Genomic DNA, 18,511 nt, shown 5'->3' with positions numbered 1-18,511 from the left:
TTTGCGGGTTACTTGCCAGCACCGCGGCGCTGCGCCGCCAGCCTGTCCCGTAAAGTCTTCGGGCGGATATCGGGCCAGTTCTGTTCGATGTAGTCCAGGCACGCAGCGCGATCCGCTTCGCCGTAAACCATCTGCCAGCCGGCCGGAATGTCGGCGAACGCCGGCCACAGGCTGTGTTGTTCTTCGTCGTTGACCAGGACGAAAAAGCTGCCATTGTCGTCGTCGAACGGATTGGTACTCACTTGTCCTCCAGGTCCTCGTTTGACATGAGTCGGGCACTTCGGTGCGCCTGTTGGTTTCGATCGGGCACTCGGGGGCTTGACCGAGCAACGATCTCGATATGACCGGGAGCGTATGGGTTTCAATCCTGTTGCATGGCCCATCAAGCCGGGTAGCGTAGTAACTGCGAGTACATAGAGTGGCGAACGCAAGCCCGCAGCGCGGCTTACGTAGTGACAAACAAGCTCTCACCTGATATGCACGTGGTCTGCGGAATCGATTCTGCGACAGTCGTTTCCGTCGAGAGCGCAGGTTTGGGGCGCGATCATGACGACGACAGAGCGGATCCCCGACGGGCCAGGGGTTGAACCCTGCGTCGAGCATTCGCTATCTGGTCTCTATCGGGGCTCTACCTGGGCTCGGGCATGCATTGACAGGGCGCCGGTGCCGGTGGGGTCGGCGTGCCGTCAGGCGCCGACGATGGCATCGATTCTGTCCTGCGCCATGCCATGTTGGCACTCAACTGATTTCGGCGTCACAGGCCCGAGAAAGGTCGAGACGGGCGGCACTTCCTCGGCGGAGCATTCGACGCCGATCACTGACGGCCCCTCGACCTCCAGCGCCGACTGCACGGCAGCGCCGAAGCCATCGACGTCGTCGACGTCGACCGAGGGAAGTTCCGGGAACATTGCGGCGAGGCCGGCGCCGAGCCGACTGGGCGCGAACGTGTTGTAACTGTGCCGATTCCCGTAGCACAACTTTTCGCTCATTGCGCACATGGCCTGCGCGTTGTTGTTGATCAAGACGAACGCCACCGGCAGTCGGTATTGCACAGCGGTATGCACCTCCATGCCGTGCATGAAAAACGCGCCGTCCCCGGCTATCACCACGACATGTCCGCGCCGCCCGAATTTCCTCCGCCGCACGGCCATTCCGATGCCGGCGCCAAAGCTGTAGCCCATGCCGGGTGCGACCACGAATCGGCCGCCGCGCCGGACCGGTAGGTAGTGGACGGCGGCTGCCCCGCAACTGCCGACGTCGACGACGATGTCGGACCCGTCGGGCAATACGCGGTCGAGCATGCTCATCGCTTCGCGGTAGCGCACGCCGGGGCCGTCGAATCGCGGCGGATTCAACTCGGTTCTGGACACCGCATCGGGTACCCGGATTCCGGTCGGGCGCTCACGGCCGGTCAGCGCGCTCGTCAGCATTCGCAGCGAAGCCCGCAGATCGTCCGTGTGGATGTGAGTGCAGGCCAGGTACGGCGGCGCCGACCCTAGCGAGATGGTGGGCACCGCGGCCAGGGCATCGTCCAGGCCGGCGCGGGCGGTCACCGCAAGCCGGGTGCCCACCACCAGGCACAACGCGCTGTCGGCCACCGCTTCCACCACGCCAGGGTGGCCCATGATGCCGGTGACGCCGAGCGCCGACGACAACCCGAAACCCGGTGTGCCGGCGGCATCCTTGGCATGGGGCACGCACGCCACCCGCGCGCGCAGCACCGCCCGCAACGACGCCAGTTCGGCTCGCGCATCGTCTCGAACCACCTGCTCACCGGCGATGATCGTCACCGGACCGCTCGCCCGGCGCAGCGCTGCCACGATCGGGCGTGGATCACCGATGTCTCGTGGCCGCTCGATTCCGGGCTCGGGCAGGTAGCCGTTGCTGGTCACGTCAGCTTGCTGAATGTCTTTGGGCAGCAACAGCACCGCGGGGCCACCGGTTCGCGCGGCCGCCACGGCGGCGGGCAGCGCCAATGCGATGTCCGCCGGGGTCTGGACTCGTCGGCACAACACCGACACCTCGGAGAACAGCGCCTCGGCATTCGGTGAACCGTTGCGGCCGCTGGTGTCCTGAAAGCCGCCGCGACCATCCATCGTGGACGGCGGCTGGCCCACCAACGCCAGTAGCGGCACGCGGCTGGTAAACAATTCCCCGAGGCCGGCAACGAGGTTCAGCGCGCCCCACGCGGAGGTGGCCACCACGCCGAAGCCGCCGCCGCTGCGGCTGTATCCGTCGGCCATCGCCACGGCGGAGAACTCGTGTTTGGCCAGCACCGCGTCCATGTCCGAGTGCAGGAATGCGGCGTCGTACAGGTCCTCGATGTTGGCGCCATCGACGCCGAAGATGCAGTCCACTCCGATCGACGCGAGATACCCGACGATATGGTCGACCAACCGGTGGCTGTGAGACATGATTTCAACCTCGAGAAACGGCGTGGGTGTAGTGCCTGCCCGCCCCGGCTCGGTCGAGGCATTGTGGCGGGTGCTGGAGGATCCGGCCGAATTCCGCAACCATGCGAGTCCAACCGGCCATGCCCGCCAGGCATGATGTCATGTGCGGCAGCTTAAGTTTGCTCGCTCGGGCCTCACGGACGGATTGATTCGACTTGAGTGCCACGCGCGCACAGATCGAGTAGTCATCCTTCCGGTGGTGCGTAACGGCCCGCGGGCGGCGGTTTTGACCAGTGGTCACCGAGCGCTCGACGGGTCGGCGATCAGCGAAAGGCATGCATTCCGCGCCCCGGAGTCGCGGCGGGCAGCACCGGGGCTATGCGGTTGCGCACGAGCGTCTTTCGGATCATGGACGGCCTGGGCCCCGCCAGGTCGAGGCGACCTGCGCGGCAGCCGCACCCGATCGGCCGAGACCCCACGCGAGTGTCCGAAGAGCGTGTGTGGTCACGATGCGTCGCGGCGGATCAGTTGGATGAGTTGGTCGCGATTGTTGATGCCAAGCTTGGTGAAGAGGCGATAGAGGTGTCCCTCCACCGTGCGCACCGAGATCACCAGCCGGTCGGCGATCTCGCGGTTGGACAGGCCGGCCGCCACCAGATTCACGATCTGACGTTCCCGTCCGCTGAACGGCAGCGGGCGCGCCGCCGCGTCGAGCGCCGGTGTGCGCGACCCGCATTGGCCGGCCAACGCGTGCGCCCAGGTCGACGACTCGACCTCCTTGCGACGGTCGCCCCGGCGGGCATGTTCGCTGGCCGCCTGAGCCGCCGCATCGGCGGCGAAGGCCAAGGCGCCGAGGTCGGCGAAGCGGTGGGCCGCGGCGTCGAGCAGATCGCCGTCGTGCTGAGCCAGACCGCGGGCATGGTCGGCGACCGCCTGGGCCGACGGGGAGTTCAGGATGCTGGCCAACTCGTCTACTCGCGCGGCCTGCGCACGATCGCCGAAGCGAAGGGCCGCATGGCGTGCCCGCATCTCGACCAGGTGCATGCCGGCTTTCCGCGCAGTCTGCGCCGCCTGCATTGCCTGCGTCTGAGCGCCCGCCGTATCGCCGGCCGCCGCCCGCTCCCAGGCCCGGGCGAGCTCGAGTTCCGGCAGGAACACCGCGACGTGCGGTCCGTAGGCTTCCTCGACCCGCCGCAGCGCCACGGCGGCCGCCGCGCTGTCCCCGCGGGCCCCTTCGGCCTGTGCCTGCAAGGCGCCCACGACGAGCTGCCACGGTAATGGAAAGCCTTGGGAAAGCTGGGAAATCGACCGGTCGAGGGTGGCGCAGGCCTCCTGCAGCTCACCGCGGGTGAGCTGCAGGACGCCGAGCATCGCGTCGACCATGGCCTCCGCTGCGGGAAGGCCGGTTGCCAGTGCGGCGTAACGCTTGTGGATTCGCTCGGCCGCCGGATAGTCACCGGCAGCGGTCGCGGCCATGACCTCGGCCAGTCCGATGGCGAACCGCTGCGCTCCCGCCCGGCACTGCGCCGTCGCGCGCACGCCGGCAGCGGCGATGCGGCCGACCTCGGAAAAACGTCCCACCGCGGTCAAGGCGCCGCATGTCGCGACAGCCGCCCACACGGTCGCCATCGGCACGACATCCGGTTCGCACAGGCCCGGCCCGAATTCGATCGTCCGGGCGATGTCGCCGCGGAAGAACCCGATCGACACATCCAGCGCATCGATCAGCTGCAGGCTGCCCTCGGTCGCCAGGCGCTGTTTCACCTCGGCCAGTACCCGCGTTGCACCCTCGGCGTCCCCGCATCCCCAGGCCAGGTTGGCGGCGCGCAGGCAGCCCCATCGCGCGATCAGCCATTCGTCGGCATCATCGACGTCGGCGCCCAGCAGGATGGAATCTGCCTCCTCGCCGCGGCCCTGCCAGCTCACCGCCTCGGCGAGCACCAACGCGGCCGGCAGGCCACCACCACGGTCGACCGCAAACGTCGCCAGCTGCTCGCCCAGCACGACGTTCGACATGGCCATCGCATCGGCCGCCGCCTTGATGACCACATCCAGATCGGGCTCCAAGTCGCTGCGCATTATGAACTGCGCCAACTGGATTCGACCGCGGGGGTCGGAGATTTGTGAGCGCCGCCCCGCCGCCCGTAGGTGCTTGCGCAGGGTCTTCGCCAGGATCCCGTTGAGCTGCCGCGAGCGCACCACCCCGGCGTGGCGGGTCGCCGCTTCGCCGAGCATCGGGTGATTCAACTGCACCAGGGTGTGCGATCCGTCGGTCACCAACTGGATCAGGCCGCGGCGCTCCAGGCTTGCCATCGCGTCGGCATCGCAGATGTCGCGCAAGATCTCCCACTCCAGCAGCTCGGCGGTGGCCAGTACTTCCACCACCTCGCGCTCCTCGGAACTCAGCGACTGCAGCCGGTACTCCAGGGCATCGTGCAGTTCGCGATCCCCGCGCAGCGGACCCTGCAGTTGCCAGCCCTGTTCGGTGTGAACCAGCGCGCCGCTTTCCACGCCCGCCGTCAGAAAACCACGCAGTAGCAACAGGTTTCCCGCGCTGCGCTCGAACAGCTCATCCACCAACCGCGTGTCGACCGGCCCACCCAACACCGCGCCGGCCAACAGCTCGGTCTGTTCGCGGGTGAACGGATCGACGTGCACCGTCAACAGCAGGCGCTCTTTCAACAACGCGGTCACCGCATCCAGCACCGGCTCACCGGAGCGGATCGTCACGATCAGCCGCGCACTGCGCCCGGCCGCAAGCTGATTCACCAAGGTGGCCGACAACGGATCGAGCAACTGCGCCTCGTCGACCACCACCACCAAATTCTTGTCCTGACCCAAGGTGTTGTGCGCGGCGGCCAGCATGATCGCCGGTTCGTGCCCGACCCCGAGGCTCACCGCGCGCGAGAACGCGCCCAGCGGCACCGCCCAGCCCGTCTGGGTACCGAGCGCGAATCGCACCGTGCGCCCGGCGGACTCGACCGTCTTGGCCAGCATGCGCGCCAGCGTCGACTTGCCCACACCGCCGTCGCCGACCAACGCCACCCCGTGGAATTCCCCGTTGTTGAGCGCCGCGAGCGATCGCCGAAATTCCACATCGCGTCCCACAATGGGCCAGGTTGACCCATTTACCCGCTGCGTCACGGATATATCTCCCTCACCTGCTGGGCGGCCCGGCACTACATGAAGCCGGAACGAGCCGCAGCCAGATAAAGCCGGAAGGAGCTGTCCGAAATCGCGGTCCTGCCCGAACAAACCGACCCCGGTGCGTCCTCGCCCAGCTGGGATCTCCGCAACGAAACCGCAGCCGCGGGTCCGGACGGGTCGCCATCACGAGCGGTTACCGCCGTATGCTTCCGACTGCCTGTCATGCGCGGGAGCGTATGGCGGGTGGAGCGGGCGTCGCCGGACTCTGTCGGCAAGTCGAGTGGTGCGCGCGTCGAGATAGAGTAGCGACTCTCAAAGGCTCCATAGGGTGCCGATAAGAACTTAGCCCGCGTGGGGGTGAACGTCGTCCTGATCACCAAGCGACGGGTTGCTGTGGCCCAATAGCTCTCTTCGTCCGCGCGGCTCTCGGGCCACCAGTAGGGTGAGCTGCTCGCGACTGTTGATCCCGAGTTTGGTGAAAAGGCGATAGAGGTGCCCCTCCACCGTGCGCACCGAGATGACCAGCCGGTCGGCGATCTCGCGGTTGGACAGGCCGGCCGCCACCAGATTCACGATCTGACGTTCCCGTCCACTGAAGGGCAGCGGGCGCGCCGCCGCCTCGACCGCCGGCGTGTGCAGCTCGTACCGGCTGGCCAGCGCATGCGCCCAGGCCGACGATTCGAATTTCTTCCCGCGGTCGCCCCGACGGGCATGTTCGCCGGCCGCCTGAGCCGCCGCGTCGGCGGCGCACGCCAGGGCACCGAGGTCGGCGAATTGTTGCGCCGCGGCATCGAGCAGATCGCCGTCGCGTTGCGTCAGACCGCGGGCATGGTCCGCGGCCGCTTCGGCCAGCGGTGTATCCAGGATGCGAGCAAGCCGCTCCAGCCGCGCGGTCTGTGAACGGTCGCCGAATCGCACCGCGGCATGGCGTGTGCGCATCTCCGCCGCGTGCATCCCGGCGGCGCGCGCGATCTCCGCCGCCTGCGTGGCATGGGTCGTGGCGGCCTGGGTGTCGCCGGCGGCGGCCCTTTCCCAGGCCCGGGCGAGCTCGAGTTCGGGGAGGAACACCGCCGCGTGCGGCCCGTAGGCCCGGTCCGCCCGCCATAACGCCGCGGCGGCCGCCGTGCTGTCGCCGCGCGCCCCCTCGGCCTGGGCTTGAAAGGCACCCACGACCACCAGCCAGGGCGACGGAAAGCCCTTGGCGAACAAGGAGATCGAACGGGTGAACGCGGCGCAGGCCGCGGGGAATTCGCCGCGGGCGAGCCGGACGACCCCGAGCATCGCGTCGACCATGGCCTCCGCGCCGGGAAGGCCTTCGGCCATCGCGGCGTAACGCTTGTAGATCCGTTCGGCCGCGCGGTCGTCCCCGGCGTCCGTCGCCGCGATGATCTCGCTGATCCCGATGTTGAATCGATGCAATCCCATCCCGCACGACATGGCGGCACGCACCCCGATGTCGGCGATGCGGCCGACTTCGGAATAGCGGCCGGTCGCGGCCAACGCGGCGCAGGTCGGCACCGCCGCCCACGTCGTCGCCATCGGCACCGCATCGGATTCGCACAGGCCGGGCCCGAGCTCGGTCGTCGTCTCGACGTCGCCACGGAAGAAGGCCATGGACAGCTCGAGCGCGTCGATGAGGTGCAGGCCGGCCTCGGACGAAACACGCTTCTTCACGGTGTCGGCTTCGCGCCGGGCGGCTTCGGCGTCACCGCAACCCCAGAACAGGTTGGCGGCGCGCAGGCAGCCCCACCGCGCGATCAGCCAGTCGTCGTCGCCGTCGGGTTCGGCGTGGGCCAGCACGAAACCGGCTTCCTCGCCACGGCCCTGCCAACTCACCGCCTCGGCGAGGACCAACGCGGCCGGCAGGCCACCACCACGATCGAGTGCGAACCTCGCGAGTTCCTCGCCCAGCTGCACGTTCGACATCGCCAGCGCGTCCCGCGCGGCTTCGGTGATCACGTCGAGGTCGGGCTCCATGTCGCTGTGCAGCATGAACTCCGCCAATCGGATCCGGCTTTGCAGATGGGGCAACCGCAGGTGTCGGCTCCCGGTCCGCTCATGCTTTTGCAGCGCTCGCGCCAGTTTGCCGTTGAGTTGGCGGGTGCGCACCATGCCGGCGTGGCGGGTCGCCGCTTCGCCGAGCATCGGGTGGGTCAGCTGTGCCACGGCGTGAGATCCGTCGGTCACCAACCGGATCAAGCCGCGGCGCTCCAGGGCCGCCACCGCCTCGGCATCACAGATGTCACGCAGTATGTCCCAGTTGAGTAAGCCGGCGGTGGCCAGAATCTCCACCACCTCGCGCTCCTCGGAGCTCAGCGACTGCAGCCGGTACTCCAGAGCGTCGTGCAGTTCGCGATCCCCGCGCAGCGGTCCCCGCAGTTGCCAGCCTTCCGCGGTGCGGAACAGCGCCCCGGTGTCACGGCCCGCGGTCAGAAAGCCACGCAGCAGCAACGGGTTTCCGGAGCTGCGCTGCAGCAGCTCGTCGACCACCCAGGGATCGACCGGCCCGCCCAGCACCGTGCCGGCCAGCAGCTCGGTCTGTTCGCGGGTGAACGGATCGACGTGCACCGTCAGCAGCAGGCGCTCTTTCAACAACGCGGTCACCGCATCCAGCACCGGCTCGCCGGAGCGGATCGTCACGATCAGCCGCGCGCTGCGCCAGGCCGCGAGTTGGTTGACCAAGGTGGCCGACAACGGGTCGAGCAGTTGCGCGTCGTCGACCACGACCACCAAGTTCTTGTCCTGGCTCAAGGTGTTGTGCGCCGCCGCCAGCATGACCGCGGGTTCGTTCACCGCCATGAGGCTGACGGCATGCGAGAACGCGCCCAGAGGCACGGCGGAGCCCGTCTGGGTGCCCAGCGCGAATCGGACCGTGCGCCCCGCAGACTCGACGGTCTTGGCCAGCATGCGCGCCAGCGTCGACTTGCCCACACCGGCGTCACCGACCAACGCCACCCCGTGGAACTCCGCGTTGCTCAGCGCCGCCAGTGACCGGCGCAGCTCCGCCTCTCGGCCCACGATGGGCCACGACCCGACTTCCCCAGGCATCGGAAACCCCTAGCTGGTGTGGGAAAGCACTGGCGCGTTCGCGTTCCGCGAAGCCAGGCGCGAGCCCAGTGGAGCGCGTCCAAAATCCGACTCGGGCCCACGTTCGACTCGAGCGGTAGCGGCCACGCGACGCTCTTGTGGCCGACGATCACGACGCGGCGGTCGACGCGACAGACCGTCTGGTGACGGCCCCGCGAGCCCACTCGTCGTATGCACCGGACTTACTCCTTCTAGGGTCCAGCAGTTGCCGAGAAATATACTCCCGGGCTAGACTTCACAGCAAATTTAGTGAGCCGCCCTGTTTCGACGTCTGTGTTAATTATTGTTGCAGTTATACAGCTGTTTCATAGGCTCGCGGGACGTACCAAGATCAATTTCTAGCAAACATCGACACAATTTGCGGTGACGTCGACACACGCCGCCTCGCAGCCTCACCGCCCGGTCCAGCTCCACGCTCGACATTCAACCGCGCGATACCGACAACAGAAATCGCCAATGCCGCCCGGCTGTGGATAACCGCCCCGAAGCGCCGCACTGTTCACCGGCGACTTGCCGAAACGGCGCCCCAGGCGTATGCACCGGACCCGTCTGCACCGGAAGCGTCATCGAAACGCGCGGCACGAGCCGGCCGCTGTCGCTTCGGGTTCGCGTCCAGGCGCCCATCGAATGATATTGCGCGGCAGCCTCTTTCAGGACGGACCGAGGCGCATCGGCTACAGGGCCACTCCCAGGAGCGCATCGACGGCGGTTGCCACCAGCCGCGGCGCCGCGGTGTCGTGGCCGCCGTAGTCGAGCGCATCGGTGGTCCAACCATCAAGTGCGGCAAGCGCTTTAGGCGTGTTGAGGTCGTCGGCCAGGTATTGGCGCACTCGGGCGATCACGTCGGTGGCGTCCGGTCCGGCGGGCAGCGCGGTCGCGGTGCGCCAGCGCCGCAGCCGGGCGGTCGCCTCGTCGAGCACCTGGTCGCTCCAGTAGCGGTCCCCGCGGAAGTGCCCGGCCAGCAGGCCCAGCCGGATGGCCGCCGGCTCCACCCCGCGGCCGCGCAGCTGCGACACCAGCACCAGGTTGCCGCGGCTCTTGGACATCTTGTGCCCGTCCCAGCCGATCATCCCGGCGTGCACGTAGTGGCGGGCGAATCGCCGCTCGCCGCGCACGCATTCGGCGTGCGCGGCGGTGAATTCGTGATGCGGGAAGATCAGGTCACTGCCACCGCCCTGGATGTCCAGGCCGCTGCCGATGCGGCTGAGCGCGATCGCCGCGCACTCGACGTGCCACCCGGCCGGCCGTTGCCGAACGGCGACGGCCAGCTGGGCTCGCCGGGCCGCGCCGCCCGCCACAGCAGGGCGTCGAGCGCGTCGGTCTTGCCGGGCCGCTGCGGGTCGCCGCCGCGCTCGGCGAACAGTCGCAGCATGGTCTCGCGGTCGTAGCCCGATTCGTAACCGAACTGCAGCGTGGCGTCGGCGCGGTAGTAGATGTCGGGGAATTCGCCGTCGACGACATAGGCCGCGCCGGACGCCAGCATCTTCTCGACCAGCTCGACCACGTCGGCGATCGCCTCGGTCGCCCCGACGTAGTCGCGGGGCGCCAAGATGCGCAGCGCGGCCATGTCTTCGCGGAACAGCGACACCTCGCGCTCGGCCAGTGCCCGCCAGTCGATGCCGTCCCGCGCGGCGCGCTCCAACAGCGGATCGTCGACGTCGGTGACGTTCTGCACGTAGTGCACGTCGTGCCCGAGATCGAGCCACTGCCGGTAGATCAGGTCGAACGCCAAATAGGTTGCGGCGTGGCCCAGGTGGGTCGCGTCATAGGGGGTGATGCCGCAGACGTACATGGTGGCGGCCGAACCGGGCCCGGCGCCGGCCGCCACGGGGCGCACCTGCCGATCGGAGGTGTCATACAGCCGAAGCTCGGGGCCGCGTCCCGGTAATTGGGGAACCTGTGGGGAGGACCACGACCGCATGACAATCAGCCTAGGCGGGGCCGCTCGGCGGGGCTGCGTCGCCCGCCGCGCGGCGCCCGGGCCGCGCTATCACCCCCGCCCGATTTGTGGTTTGCTGGGTCGGGTATCGAGCAAATCCGGTCGAGGCCGCCGAACGGGGTGGTTGTCATGTCGACCGACACAAACTGACCGAACCGACACCGCGGGCCCGGGCACTCCCCAAGAAATCGTCGTCACCTGCCCTGCCACCGGACAGGTCGTGGGCCGCCTCCCGGTGGCGGGCCCCGCCGCAGTCGAGGCGGTGGCCGCCCGGCTGCGGGCCGCGCAGCCGCTGCGGCAGCAAATGGGGGTCGGCTGCCGTGCCCGGTGGCTGGGCAAGTGGCGGGACTGGATGCTCGATCACCTAGCGCCACGCGTCGCGGATCGCGCCCAGCAGCACGGGCGCCAGCTCGGCGCGGCACATGACGAAGTCCGGCAGGTAGGGGTCGAGCTGGTTGTAGCGCATCGGCGAACCGTCCAGCCGCGATGCGTGCATCCCGGCGGCCATCACCACCCCGGCCGGGGCGGCCGAGTCCCACTCCCACTGACCCCCGGCGTGCAGATAGGCGTCGACCACGCCGTCGATGATCGCCATCGCCTTGGCGCCGGCCGAACCGATCGCGACGGGCTGGATGGGCAACCGCTGGCGCATCCGGTGCAAAACGGCGGGCGGCCGGGTGGCGCTGACGGCGATGCGGATGGTGTCGGTGACGCCGACGCGCGCGGCGCTGGCGGTGACGGTGTCGCTGCGGTAGACGATGTTGCCGCGGGCCGGCAATGACACCGCGGCGTCGGTGATCTCGCGCCGGCCGTTGGTCGGGCGCTGCCACAGCGCGACGTGCACGGCCCAGTCGTCGCGGCCCGGCGTGGAGAACTCGCGCGTGCCGTCCAGCGGGTCGATGATCCACACCCGGTCGTGCTGCAGCCGGGACAGGTCGTCGTAGGCCTCCTCGCTGAGCACGGCATCGTCCGGCCGCTCGGCCTGCAACCGTCCCAGGATCAGCGCATTCGCCAGGCTGTCGCCCGCGTCGCCGAGCGCCCACGGATAGCCGAAGCCGACCTCGTCGCGGACCTTCAGCAGTAATTCCCCCGCTTCGGCGGCGAGATCGGCGGCCAGCGCGGCGTCGGTCATCTCGTCCGACGGGTTGCGGGGGGTCACCGCTTCAGTATCGCCGACGGCGGCGCCCGGCCGGAAAAGCCCGAAAAGCCCGGAAAGCCTAGAAGGCCGGCCACGGGATCGGGCGATGCCGGTTGGGGCCGGGCATCACCGGATTGTCCAGCAGCGCGTGCGCGCGTAGGCGCAGCGCGGCGATCTCCGCCCGGGTGATCTGCTCGGCCAGTTCGTCGCCGAACGGGCCGGTGAGCGCCTCGGCCAGGCAGGCGACGGCGGCCAGGCTGTCGTCGTCGACCGGCTTGCCGGCCCAGCCCCACAACACCGTCCGCAGCTTGTTCTCCACGTGCAGGCACACCCCGTGGTCGACGCCGTAGACCCGGCCGTCGACGCCGCACAGGATGTGCCCGCCCTTGCGGTCGGCGTTGTTGACCAGCACGTCGAACACGGCCATCCGGCGCAGCCGAGGGTCGTCGGCGTGCATCAGCACCACCTCGTCGCCGGCGTAGTCGTAAGCGCGCAGCACCGGCAGGTAGCCCGGCGGCGAGGCGCCGACGGGGAACAGGTCGACCAGGTCCGGTCCCGGATCGGGCTGTTCAGCACCCGACTCGCCGGCCTCACTGACCTCACCGACCGCATCGCCGGGTTGCCGCACCCACAGCTGCAGCATGCCGGGACCGGCCGGGCCGTCCCGAATCACCGTGTAGGGCACCAGGTTCCAGCCCAGCTGCGTGGACACCAGGTAGGCGCCCAGTTCGCGGCCGGCCAGCGTTCCGTCGGGAAAGTCCCACAGCGGCGCCTCCCCCGCGACCGGCTTGTAGACGCAGTGCACGGCGCGGTCGCCGAGCGTCGCCTCGCACAAGAAGGTGGCGTTGCTGGCCGAGCGGATCCGTCCGATGACCGTCAGCTCGCCGTCGCGCAACACCTCACGGTCGTCATATCTCGGGGTCATCGTCAGACCCGAGCAGCGCGCTGCGCCGATAGCCGTTGGCGCGTGCGCAGATATGGCCCTCCGGGTCCAGTGGTTCGTCGCACAGCGGGCACGGCGGACGGCCTGCCGAGATCACCCGGTTGGAGCGGGTGGCGAATTGCCGCGCCGACTCCGGCGTCAGGAACACCCGCACCGCGTCGGGGCCCTCCTCGGTGTCGTCGAGCACCACCGAGGCGTCGAACTCCGCGTCGGTGACGGCCAGCAGCTCGACCACCACGGTCTGCGCCTCGGAGTCCCAGCCCAGCCCCATGGTGCCGACCCGAAATTCGGCGTCCACCGGCGTGATCAACGGGTTCAGGTCCTCGACCTCGTCGGGCTCCGGCGGCACCGGCGTGCCGAACCTGCGGTTCACCTCCAGCAGCAGCGCGCCGATCCGTTCGGCGAGCACCGCAACCTGCTGCTTCTCCAAGATCACCGACACCACCCGGGAGTCGTGCACCGCCTGGATGTAGAAGGTGCGGTTTCCCGGCTGGCCAACGGTCCCGGCCACGAAGCGGTCGGGTGTGCGGAAGACGTGAATTGCGCGGGCCATGGCAACCTCCAAAATACCGGCTGCCGCCATCGCTGTGCGATCCGATCGAGGTGGCAGCCGAATTAATCCGTCGAACCACCGACCACCGCGTCGCTGGACGGCACCGAGGTCGCCGGCGCCGCCTGCGATTCGCCGTTGGACTTAGGATCCGTGTGCGCTTTGTCGCCTGTGTCGTGGTCTTGGTCGTCGTGTTGGTCGTCGTGCTGGTCTGGTGGCGGCGCCGGTCCGGCCCGCAGCGGCGCGGACAGCCGCGCGCCGGTGTGGTTGACGTGCAACACAAACGGGCGCAGCTCGGTGTACCGGATCACGCTGATCGACGCCGGGTCGGCGGTGACCCGCTGGAAGCCGTCCAGGTGGATGCCGTACGCGTCGGCGATCACCGCCTTGATGACGTCGCCGTGTGTGCACGCCACCCACAGCGCGTCGGCGCCATGCTCTGCCGCCAGCCGCCGATCGTGTTCCCGGACCGCCGCCACCGCGCGCGCCTGCACCTGCGCCAGGCCCTCACCGCCGGGGAATACCGCCGCGCTGGGGTGGGCCTGCACCACCTTCCACAAGGGCTCGCTCACCAACTCGCCGATCTTGCGGCCCGTCCATTCGCCGTAGTCCACTTCGGCGAGCCGGTCGTCGACGAGCGGCGCCAGACACAGCGTGTCGGCCAGCGGCTCGAGAGTGCGGCGGCAGCGCAGCAGGGGCGAACTGATCAGCGCGCGGATCGGCAGGTCACCGATCCGGTCGATCAGGCCGGCGGCTTGTTCGCGGCCCTTGTCGTCGAGGTCGACACCCTCGGAACGGCCGGCGAGCACGCCCGCGGTGTTCGAGGTGGAGCGGCCGTGTCGTAACAGGATGACGGTCATGTCGACCCCGACGCTACCCGGTGGGCGGCGCCCGGACCCGAAACGACTACCGGGAGACGGGCTCCGCGTGGGCCACGGAGTCGCGCACCGCAGCGGTCAAGCTGCGTTCGTCGGTGAGGTCGATGTCGACCAGGCTGCGGACTGCGGTGGCGACCACGTCTTCGGCCTGCGGAACGGGCCCGGCCAGGCGCGGCCGGTAAACCTCGACGACAAGTGAGCGGTTTTCGATATGGAACGAAAAACTGCGTCCATCTCCGACTTGTCCATATCCGCTAGCGAAAATTCCTGTCGACATGTCTTCGACAGCAAACTCTTTCTGCGCCATATGACGGTCAGCGGTGACGGCCATAGGCCGACCATACCTCGCCCCCGGGCCCGGACGCAGGCAGCACGGCCCGGTTGGATGCGAAACCGTTCCCTAGAATTTGTGTTGACCCGCCGTCGCACCCAGGGAAACCCATTGCTGTTACCACACGCGCTGCTCCGGCGAGGGCGCCACAAGCTGGCGATTCAAGGCTGCATTTGGGGTGTCGCGCTTTTGCTGAGCGGGTGTTCGTCGAATCCGCTGCGCGGCGCGCCCCCGACCATCGAACCCGCGGGCGCGGCCGTGTCGCCGCCGTCAGCGCAGCAGCCGGCCGGGTCGGTGCGGCCACTGGCCACGCACGCCGCGGCGGCGGTGTTCGACGCCGGCACCCACCAGCTGGCGGTGCTGGCCGCGGCTTCCGATCCGGCCAGCGTCACCCTGTTCGGCGACCCGCAGGTCCCGCCGCGGGTCGCCGCCCTGCCCGGCCCGGCGACCGCGTTGACCGGCGACGGCCGCGGCACGGTCTACCTGGCCACCCGCGGCGGCTACTTCGTGCTGGATCTGGGGACCGGCCGCGTCGTGCGGGTGGGCGTCGCCGATGCGGCGCAGACCGAGTTCACCGCGGTGGCCCAACGCGCCGACGGGGCCCTGGTGTTGGGCAGCGCCGACGGCGCCGTCTACACGCTGGCCTCCCCGACGCCGGCTGTGCCTACCACTGGGCCTACCACTCGGTCTATCACTGGGTCTACCGCGGCCGTCGCCAACCGGAGCAAGATCTTCGCGCGGGTCGATTCGCTTGCCACCCAAGGCAATACGACGGTGGTGCTGGACCGCGGGCAGACCTCGGTGACCACGATCGGCGCCGACGGCCGGGCCCAGCAGGCGCTGCGGGCCGGCCGGGGCGCCACCACCATGGCCGCCGACGCGGCGGGCCGGGTGCTGGTGGCCGACACCCGCGGCGGCCAGTTGCTGGTGTACGGCGTGGATCCGCTGATCCTGCGCCAGGCCTACCCGGTTCCTCAGGCGCCCTACGGCCTGGCCGGTTCCCGCGCGTTAGCCTGGGTTTCGCAGACCGTTTCCAATATCGTCATTGGTTACGATCTGTCCACCGGAATTCCCGTCGAAAAGGTGCGTTACCCGACCGTGCAGCAACCGAACTCCCTGGCCTTCGACGAAGCGTCGGACACCCTGTACGTGGTGTCCGGGTCCGGCGCGGGAGTTCAGGTGATCGACCACGCGGCGGGTAAACGTTGACGGCGGCGCGGCGCGCCCGTTTGCCCGCGGGCTGGGACAGCGAGCTGTCCGATGAATACGAGTGGGTGCCGCTGCGTCTGCCGCCGGAGGTGACCCGGGTCAGCGCGTCCACCCGGTTGTCCATCGAGGCCGAATACCGCGGCTGGGAGTTGACCAGGGTGCGGCTGTACACCGACGGCAGCAGGCGAGTGTTGTTGCGCCGCAAGAAATCTCGTGTCGATGCTGGCGGCTTCGAGGGGCGGCGGCCCGACCAGCCGCAACTGTGAGCGGGGCGCCCCCGGCACCGCGCGGCGGCGGCCATCGGTGGTATGGCGTGGCGCGGCAGCTGTTTTTCCTGGTACCCGCCGAGCGGATTCACACGCTGGTGTTCGCGCTGCTGCGCGGCGTCACGGCCGTCGGCTGGCCCCGGCGACTGCTGCGCCGACTGCTGGCTCCGACGGATCCGGTGCTGGCCAGCACGGTGTTCGGGGTGCGCTTCCCGGGGCCGCTGGGGCTGGCGGCCGGCTTCGACAAGGACGGGCTGGGGCTGCACGCCTGGGGCGCGCTGGGTTTCGGATATGCCGAGATCGGCACCGTCACCGCCGGCCCGCAGCCCGGCAACCCGGCGCCGCGGCTGTTCCGGCTGCCCGCCGACCGGGCGCTGCTCAACCGGATGAGCTTCAACAATCTCGGCGCCGGCGCGCTGGCGGTGCGGCTCGCCCGCCGACAGCCCGACATCCCGATCGGGGTCAACATCGGCAAGACCAAGGCGACGCCGCCGGATCAGGCCGTCGACGACTACCGGGCAAGCGCGCGGCTGCTCGGCCCGCTGGCGTCGTATCTGGTGGTCAACGTCAGCTCGCCGAACACGCCCGGGCTGCGCGATCTGCAGGCGGTGGGGTCGCTGCGGCCGATCCTGTCGGCCGTTCTCGCCGAGACGTCCACACCGGTGCTGGTGAAGATCGCGCCGGATGTGTCCGACTCCGACGTCGACGACATCGCGGACCTGGCCGTCGAACTCGGCCTGGCCGGCATCGTCGCCACCAACACCACGGTGTCGCGGGACGGCCTGCGCACCGCGGGGGTCGACCAGCTGGGTGCCGGCGGCATCTCCGGGCCGCCGGTGGCCCGCCGCGCGGTCGAGGTGTTGCGCCGGCTCTACGGCCGGGTCGGCGATCGCCTGGTGCTGATCAGTGTCGGCGGCATCGAGACCGCCGACGACGCCTGGGAGCGGATCACCGCGGGCGCATCCTTGCTGCAGGGCTACACGGGCTTCGTGTACGGAGGAGGCTTGTGGGCCAAGCAGATTCACGACGGCATCGCGCAGCGGCTGCGCGCCGGCGGGTTCGCCTCGCTGCACGATGCCGTCGGGTCGTCGGCGTGCGAATCGGGTTGACTCACGCGGCGCCGTCCTCCTCGTCGGCTCCGTCTTGTTGGTCAGCCTGATCTTGCTGGTCTTCGGTGTCGCACAGCATGTCCTCGGGGTGGTGAAACGAGTTCACCCGTGGCTGACCACGCTCCAGATGCGGTGGTGGGATCCATTCGGTCTCGCCCCGGCCGTTCTTGCGGGTGATCCAGCCCTGCTCGGCCAGCGGGTGATGGCCGCCGCAGGCGAAGGTCAGTTGGTCGATGTCGGTGCGGCCGCATTTGGCGTAACCGGTGACATGATGGACTTCGCAGTAATAGCCCGAAACGTCGCAGCCCGGGTGCGAACAGCCACGGTCCTTGGCGTACAAGACAATTCGCTGCCCCGGCGAGGCCAGGCGTTTCGTGTGGTACAGCGCCAGCAGTTTGCCGTTGCCGAAGACGGCGAGCTAATGGTGGGCGTGGCGGGCCAGCCGGATCACATCGGACATCGGCAACAGGGTGCCGCCGCCCGTGAGGCCCTGTCCGGCAGCAGATTCCAACTCCTGCAGCGTGGTGGTGACGATGATCGATGCTGGTAACCCGTTGTGCTGCCCCAGCTTTCCGCCGGCCAGCAGCGCACGAAGGGCCGCGTTGAGGCCGTCGTGGTTGCGCTGGGCCGCGCTGCGGCTGTCGCGCTGCGCCGCCGCTTCCGGCGGCGGTCCGTCCACCACCGGCGCGTCGTCGTCGGGGTTGCACATCCCCGGGGCGGCCAGCTTGGCCAGCACCGCTTCCCAGCCCGCGCGCGCCTCCGGGGTCAGCCATCCGCTCAGCCGGGACATGCCGTCGGCCTGCTGGTTGCCCAGCACCAGCCCGCGCGCCCGCGCCCGGTCTTCGTCGCTGTAGCGGCCGTCGGGGTTGAGGCAGTCCATCAGCCGGCGGGCCAGCTTGGACAGTTGATCCGGCCGGAACTGGGTTGCCTGGGCGGCCAGTTGCCGTTCGGCATGCTCGCAGGTCTCGACGTCCACCGCCTCCGGCAGCTGGTCGAAGAACTGCCGGATCACCGCCACGTGGTCGGTGCCGATCGCCCCGTCGCGCCAGGCCGCCGCCGTGGCGGGCAGCAGCGGCGGCAACGGCTCGCCGGTCAGCGCCCGGCGCGGGCCCAGGTCGGCCGCCTCGGCGATCCGGCGACTCGCGTCGCTGCGAGTGATGTGCGGCCGCTCGGCCAACGCGAACGACAGCCTGCCGCCGAGTTCGGTGGGATCCGACTGCTCGGCAAGCTGGTTGATCAGCTGGTACCCGGGCGCGCGCAGCCGGCGCGTCTCGCGTTCGAAGATCTCCAGCAACCGCAGCCGCTCCGGCGTGGTCAGCGCGTCATACGAATGCCCGAGCACGCGGGAGACCGCGGCGCGCAGCGCGTCGACGTCCGCCCGGATCTCCTCCCGAGTGCTCGAATGCATGTTCGAAACACTACGGCGGGCCTACGACAAAAACCGCCGCGCTGGGAACACCGGGACGAATGTGGCGCAAGTGATTTCGCGCCCGGAGCGGCCGGGGCGCCCGGAACGGCGGC

At 69.4% G+C, this 18,511-nt stretch carries 12 protein-coding genes and 2 pseudogenes; 3 read left to right on the top strand and 11 right to left on the bottom strand.

The features are described from left to right. Positions 1–8: 8 nt before the first annotated feature. The 10 genes and pseudogenes from NF20_RS07415 to NF20_RS07370 all read right to left on the bottom strand — a co-directional run bounded on the left by NF20_RS07415 (position 9) and on the right by NF20_RS07370 (position 14,406). On the bottom strand, positions 9–242 hold the full coding sequence (locus NF20_RS07415; protein ID WP_003872197.1) for an MbtH family protein: 234 nt from the start codon (positions 240–242) through the stop codon (positions 9–11). 444 nt (positions 243–686) lie between these two features. Beyond that, on the bottom strand, positions 687–2,414 hold the full coding sequence (locus NF20_RS07410; RefSeq protein ID WP_019733795.1) for a thiamine pyrophosphate-binding protein: 1,728 nt from the start codon (positions 2,412–2,414) through the stop codon (positions 687–689). A 483-nt stretch (positions 2,415–2,897) separates the two neighbouring features. Then, the gene (locus NF20_RS07405) at positions 2,898–5,489 is read right to left on the bottom strand and encodes a LuxR C-terminal-related transcriptional regulator (RefSeq protein WP_033717244.1); all 2,592 of its coding nucleotides are present in this window, start codon (positions 5,487–5,489) and stop codon (positions 2,898–2,900) included. A 393-nt stretch (positions 5,490–5,882) separates the two neighbouring features. Beyond that, the gene (locus NF20_RS07400; protein ID WP_011724746.1) at positions 5,883–8,558 is read right to left on the bottom strand and encodes a helix-turn-helix transcriptional regulator; all 2,676 of its coding nucleotides are present in this window, start codon (positions 8,556–8,558) and stop codon (positions 5,883–5,885) included. A 743-nt stretch (positions 8,559–9,301) separates the two neighbouring features. Continuing rightward, positions 9,302–10,548: pseudogene (mshC, locus tag NF20_RS07395) on the bottom strand (cysteine--1-D-myo-inosityl 2-amino-2-deoxy-alpha-D-glucopyranoside ligase). 382 nt (positions 10,549–10,930) lie between these two features. Continuing rightward, positions 10,931–11,698: a 3'(2'),5'-bisphosphate nucleotidase CysQ gene (locus tag NF20_RS07390; protein WP_031347952.1), complete on the bottom strand. Its 768-nt coding sequence runs from the start codon at positions 11,696–11,698 to the stop codon at positions 10,931–10,933. Positions 11,699–11,783: 85 nt separating this feature from the next. Further along, on the bottom strand, positions 11,784–12,629 hold the full coding sequence (locus NF20_RS07385; RefSeq protein ID WP_011724744.1) for an SCO1664 family protein: 846 nt from the start codon (positions 12,627–12,629) through the stop codon (positions 11,784–11,786). After that, entirely contained in the window at positions 12,613–13,200 is a 588-nt protein-coding gene (locus tag NF20_RS07380) for a DUF3090 domain-containing protein (RefSeq protein ID WP_003872205.1), read from the bottom strand. The genes NF20_RS07385 and NF20_RS07380 overlap by 17 nt, the downstream gene beginning before the upstream one ends. A 62-nt stretch (positions 13,201–13,262) precedes the next feature. Beyond that, complete coding sequence (locus tag NF20_RS07375) at positions 13,263–14,057, bottom strand: histidine phosphatase family protein (protein WP_019734232.1); 795 nt, start codon at positions 14,055–14,057, stop codon at positions 13,263–13,265. Between the two features lie 46 nt (positions 14,058–14,103). Further along, positions 14,104–14,406: a hypothetical protein gene (locus tag NF20_RS07370; RefSeq protein ID WP_003872207.1), complete on the bottom strand. Its 303-nt coding sequence runs from the start codon at positions 14,404–14,406 to the stop codon at positions 14,104–14,106. 81 nt (positions 14,407–14,487) lie between these two features. On the opposite strand from NF20_RS07370, the gene NF20_RS07365 reads away from it, so the two are divergent. Genes NF20_RS07365 through NF20_RS07355 form a run of 3 tightly spaced genes read left to right on the top strand, consistent with a single transcriptional unit; the run spans position 14,488 to position 16,990 of the window. Then, positions 14,488–15,615, top strand: coding sequence for a YncE family protein (locus tag NF20_RS07365; RefSeq protein WP_224112370.1), 1,128 nt, complete (start codon positions 14,488–14,490; stop codon positions 15,613–15,615). Further along, positions 15,612–15,881, top strand: coding sequence for a DUF5703 family protein (locus tag NF20_RS07360; protein ID WP_003872209.1), 270 nt, complete (start codon positions 15,612–15,614; stop codon positions 15,879–15,881). The genes NF20_RS07365 and NF20_RS07360 overlap by 4 nt, the downstream gene beginning before the upstream one ends. A gap of 47 nt (positions 15,882–15,928) precedes the next feature. Continuing rightward, positions 15,929–16,990 (top strand): quinone-dependent dihydroorotate dehydrogenase, encoded by a 1,062-nt coding sequence (locus NF20_RS07355; protein ID WP_050485452.1) that lies wholly within the window; start codon positions 15,929–15,931, stop codon positions 16,988–16,990. Between the two features lies 1 nt (position 16,991). Here the strand turns inward: NF20_RS07355 and NF20_RS07350 are convergent. After that, a pseudogene (locus tag NF20_RS07350) lies at positions 16,992–18,398 on the bottom strand (HNH endonuclease signature motif containing protein). Positions 18,399–18,511: the final 113 nt, after the last annotated feature.

The sequence above is a fragment of the Mycobacterium sp. MAC_080597_8934 genome (assembly GCF_000523975.1).
Lineage (GTDB): Bacteria > Actinomycetota > Actinomycetes > Mycobacteriales > Mycobacteriaceae > Mycobacterium > Mycobacterium avium.
This window is presented reverse-complemented; position numbering and strand designations above follow the sequence as displayed.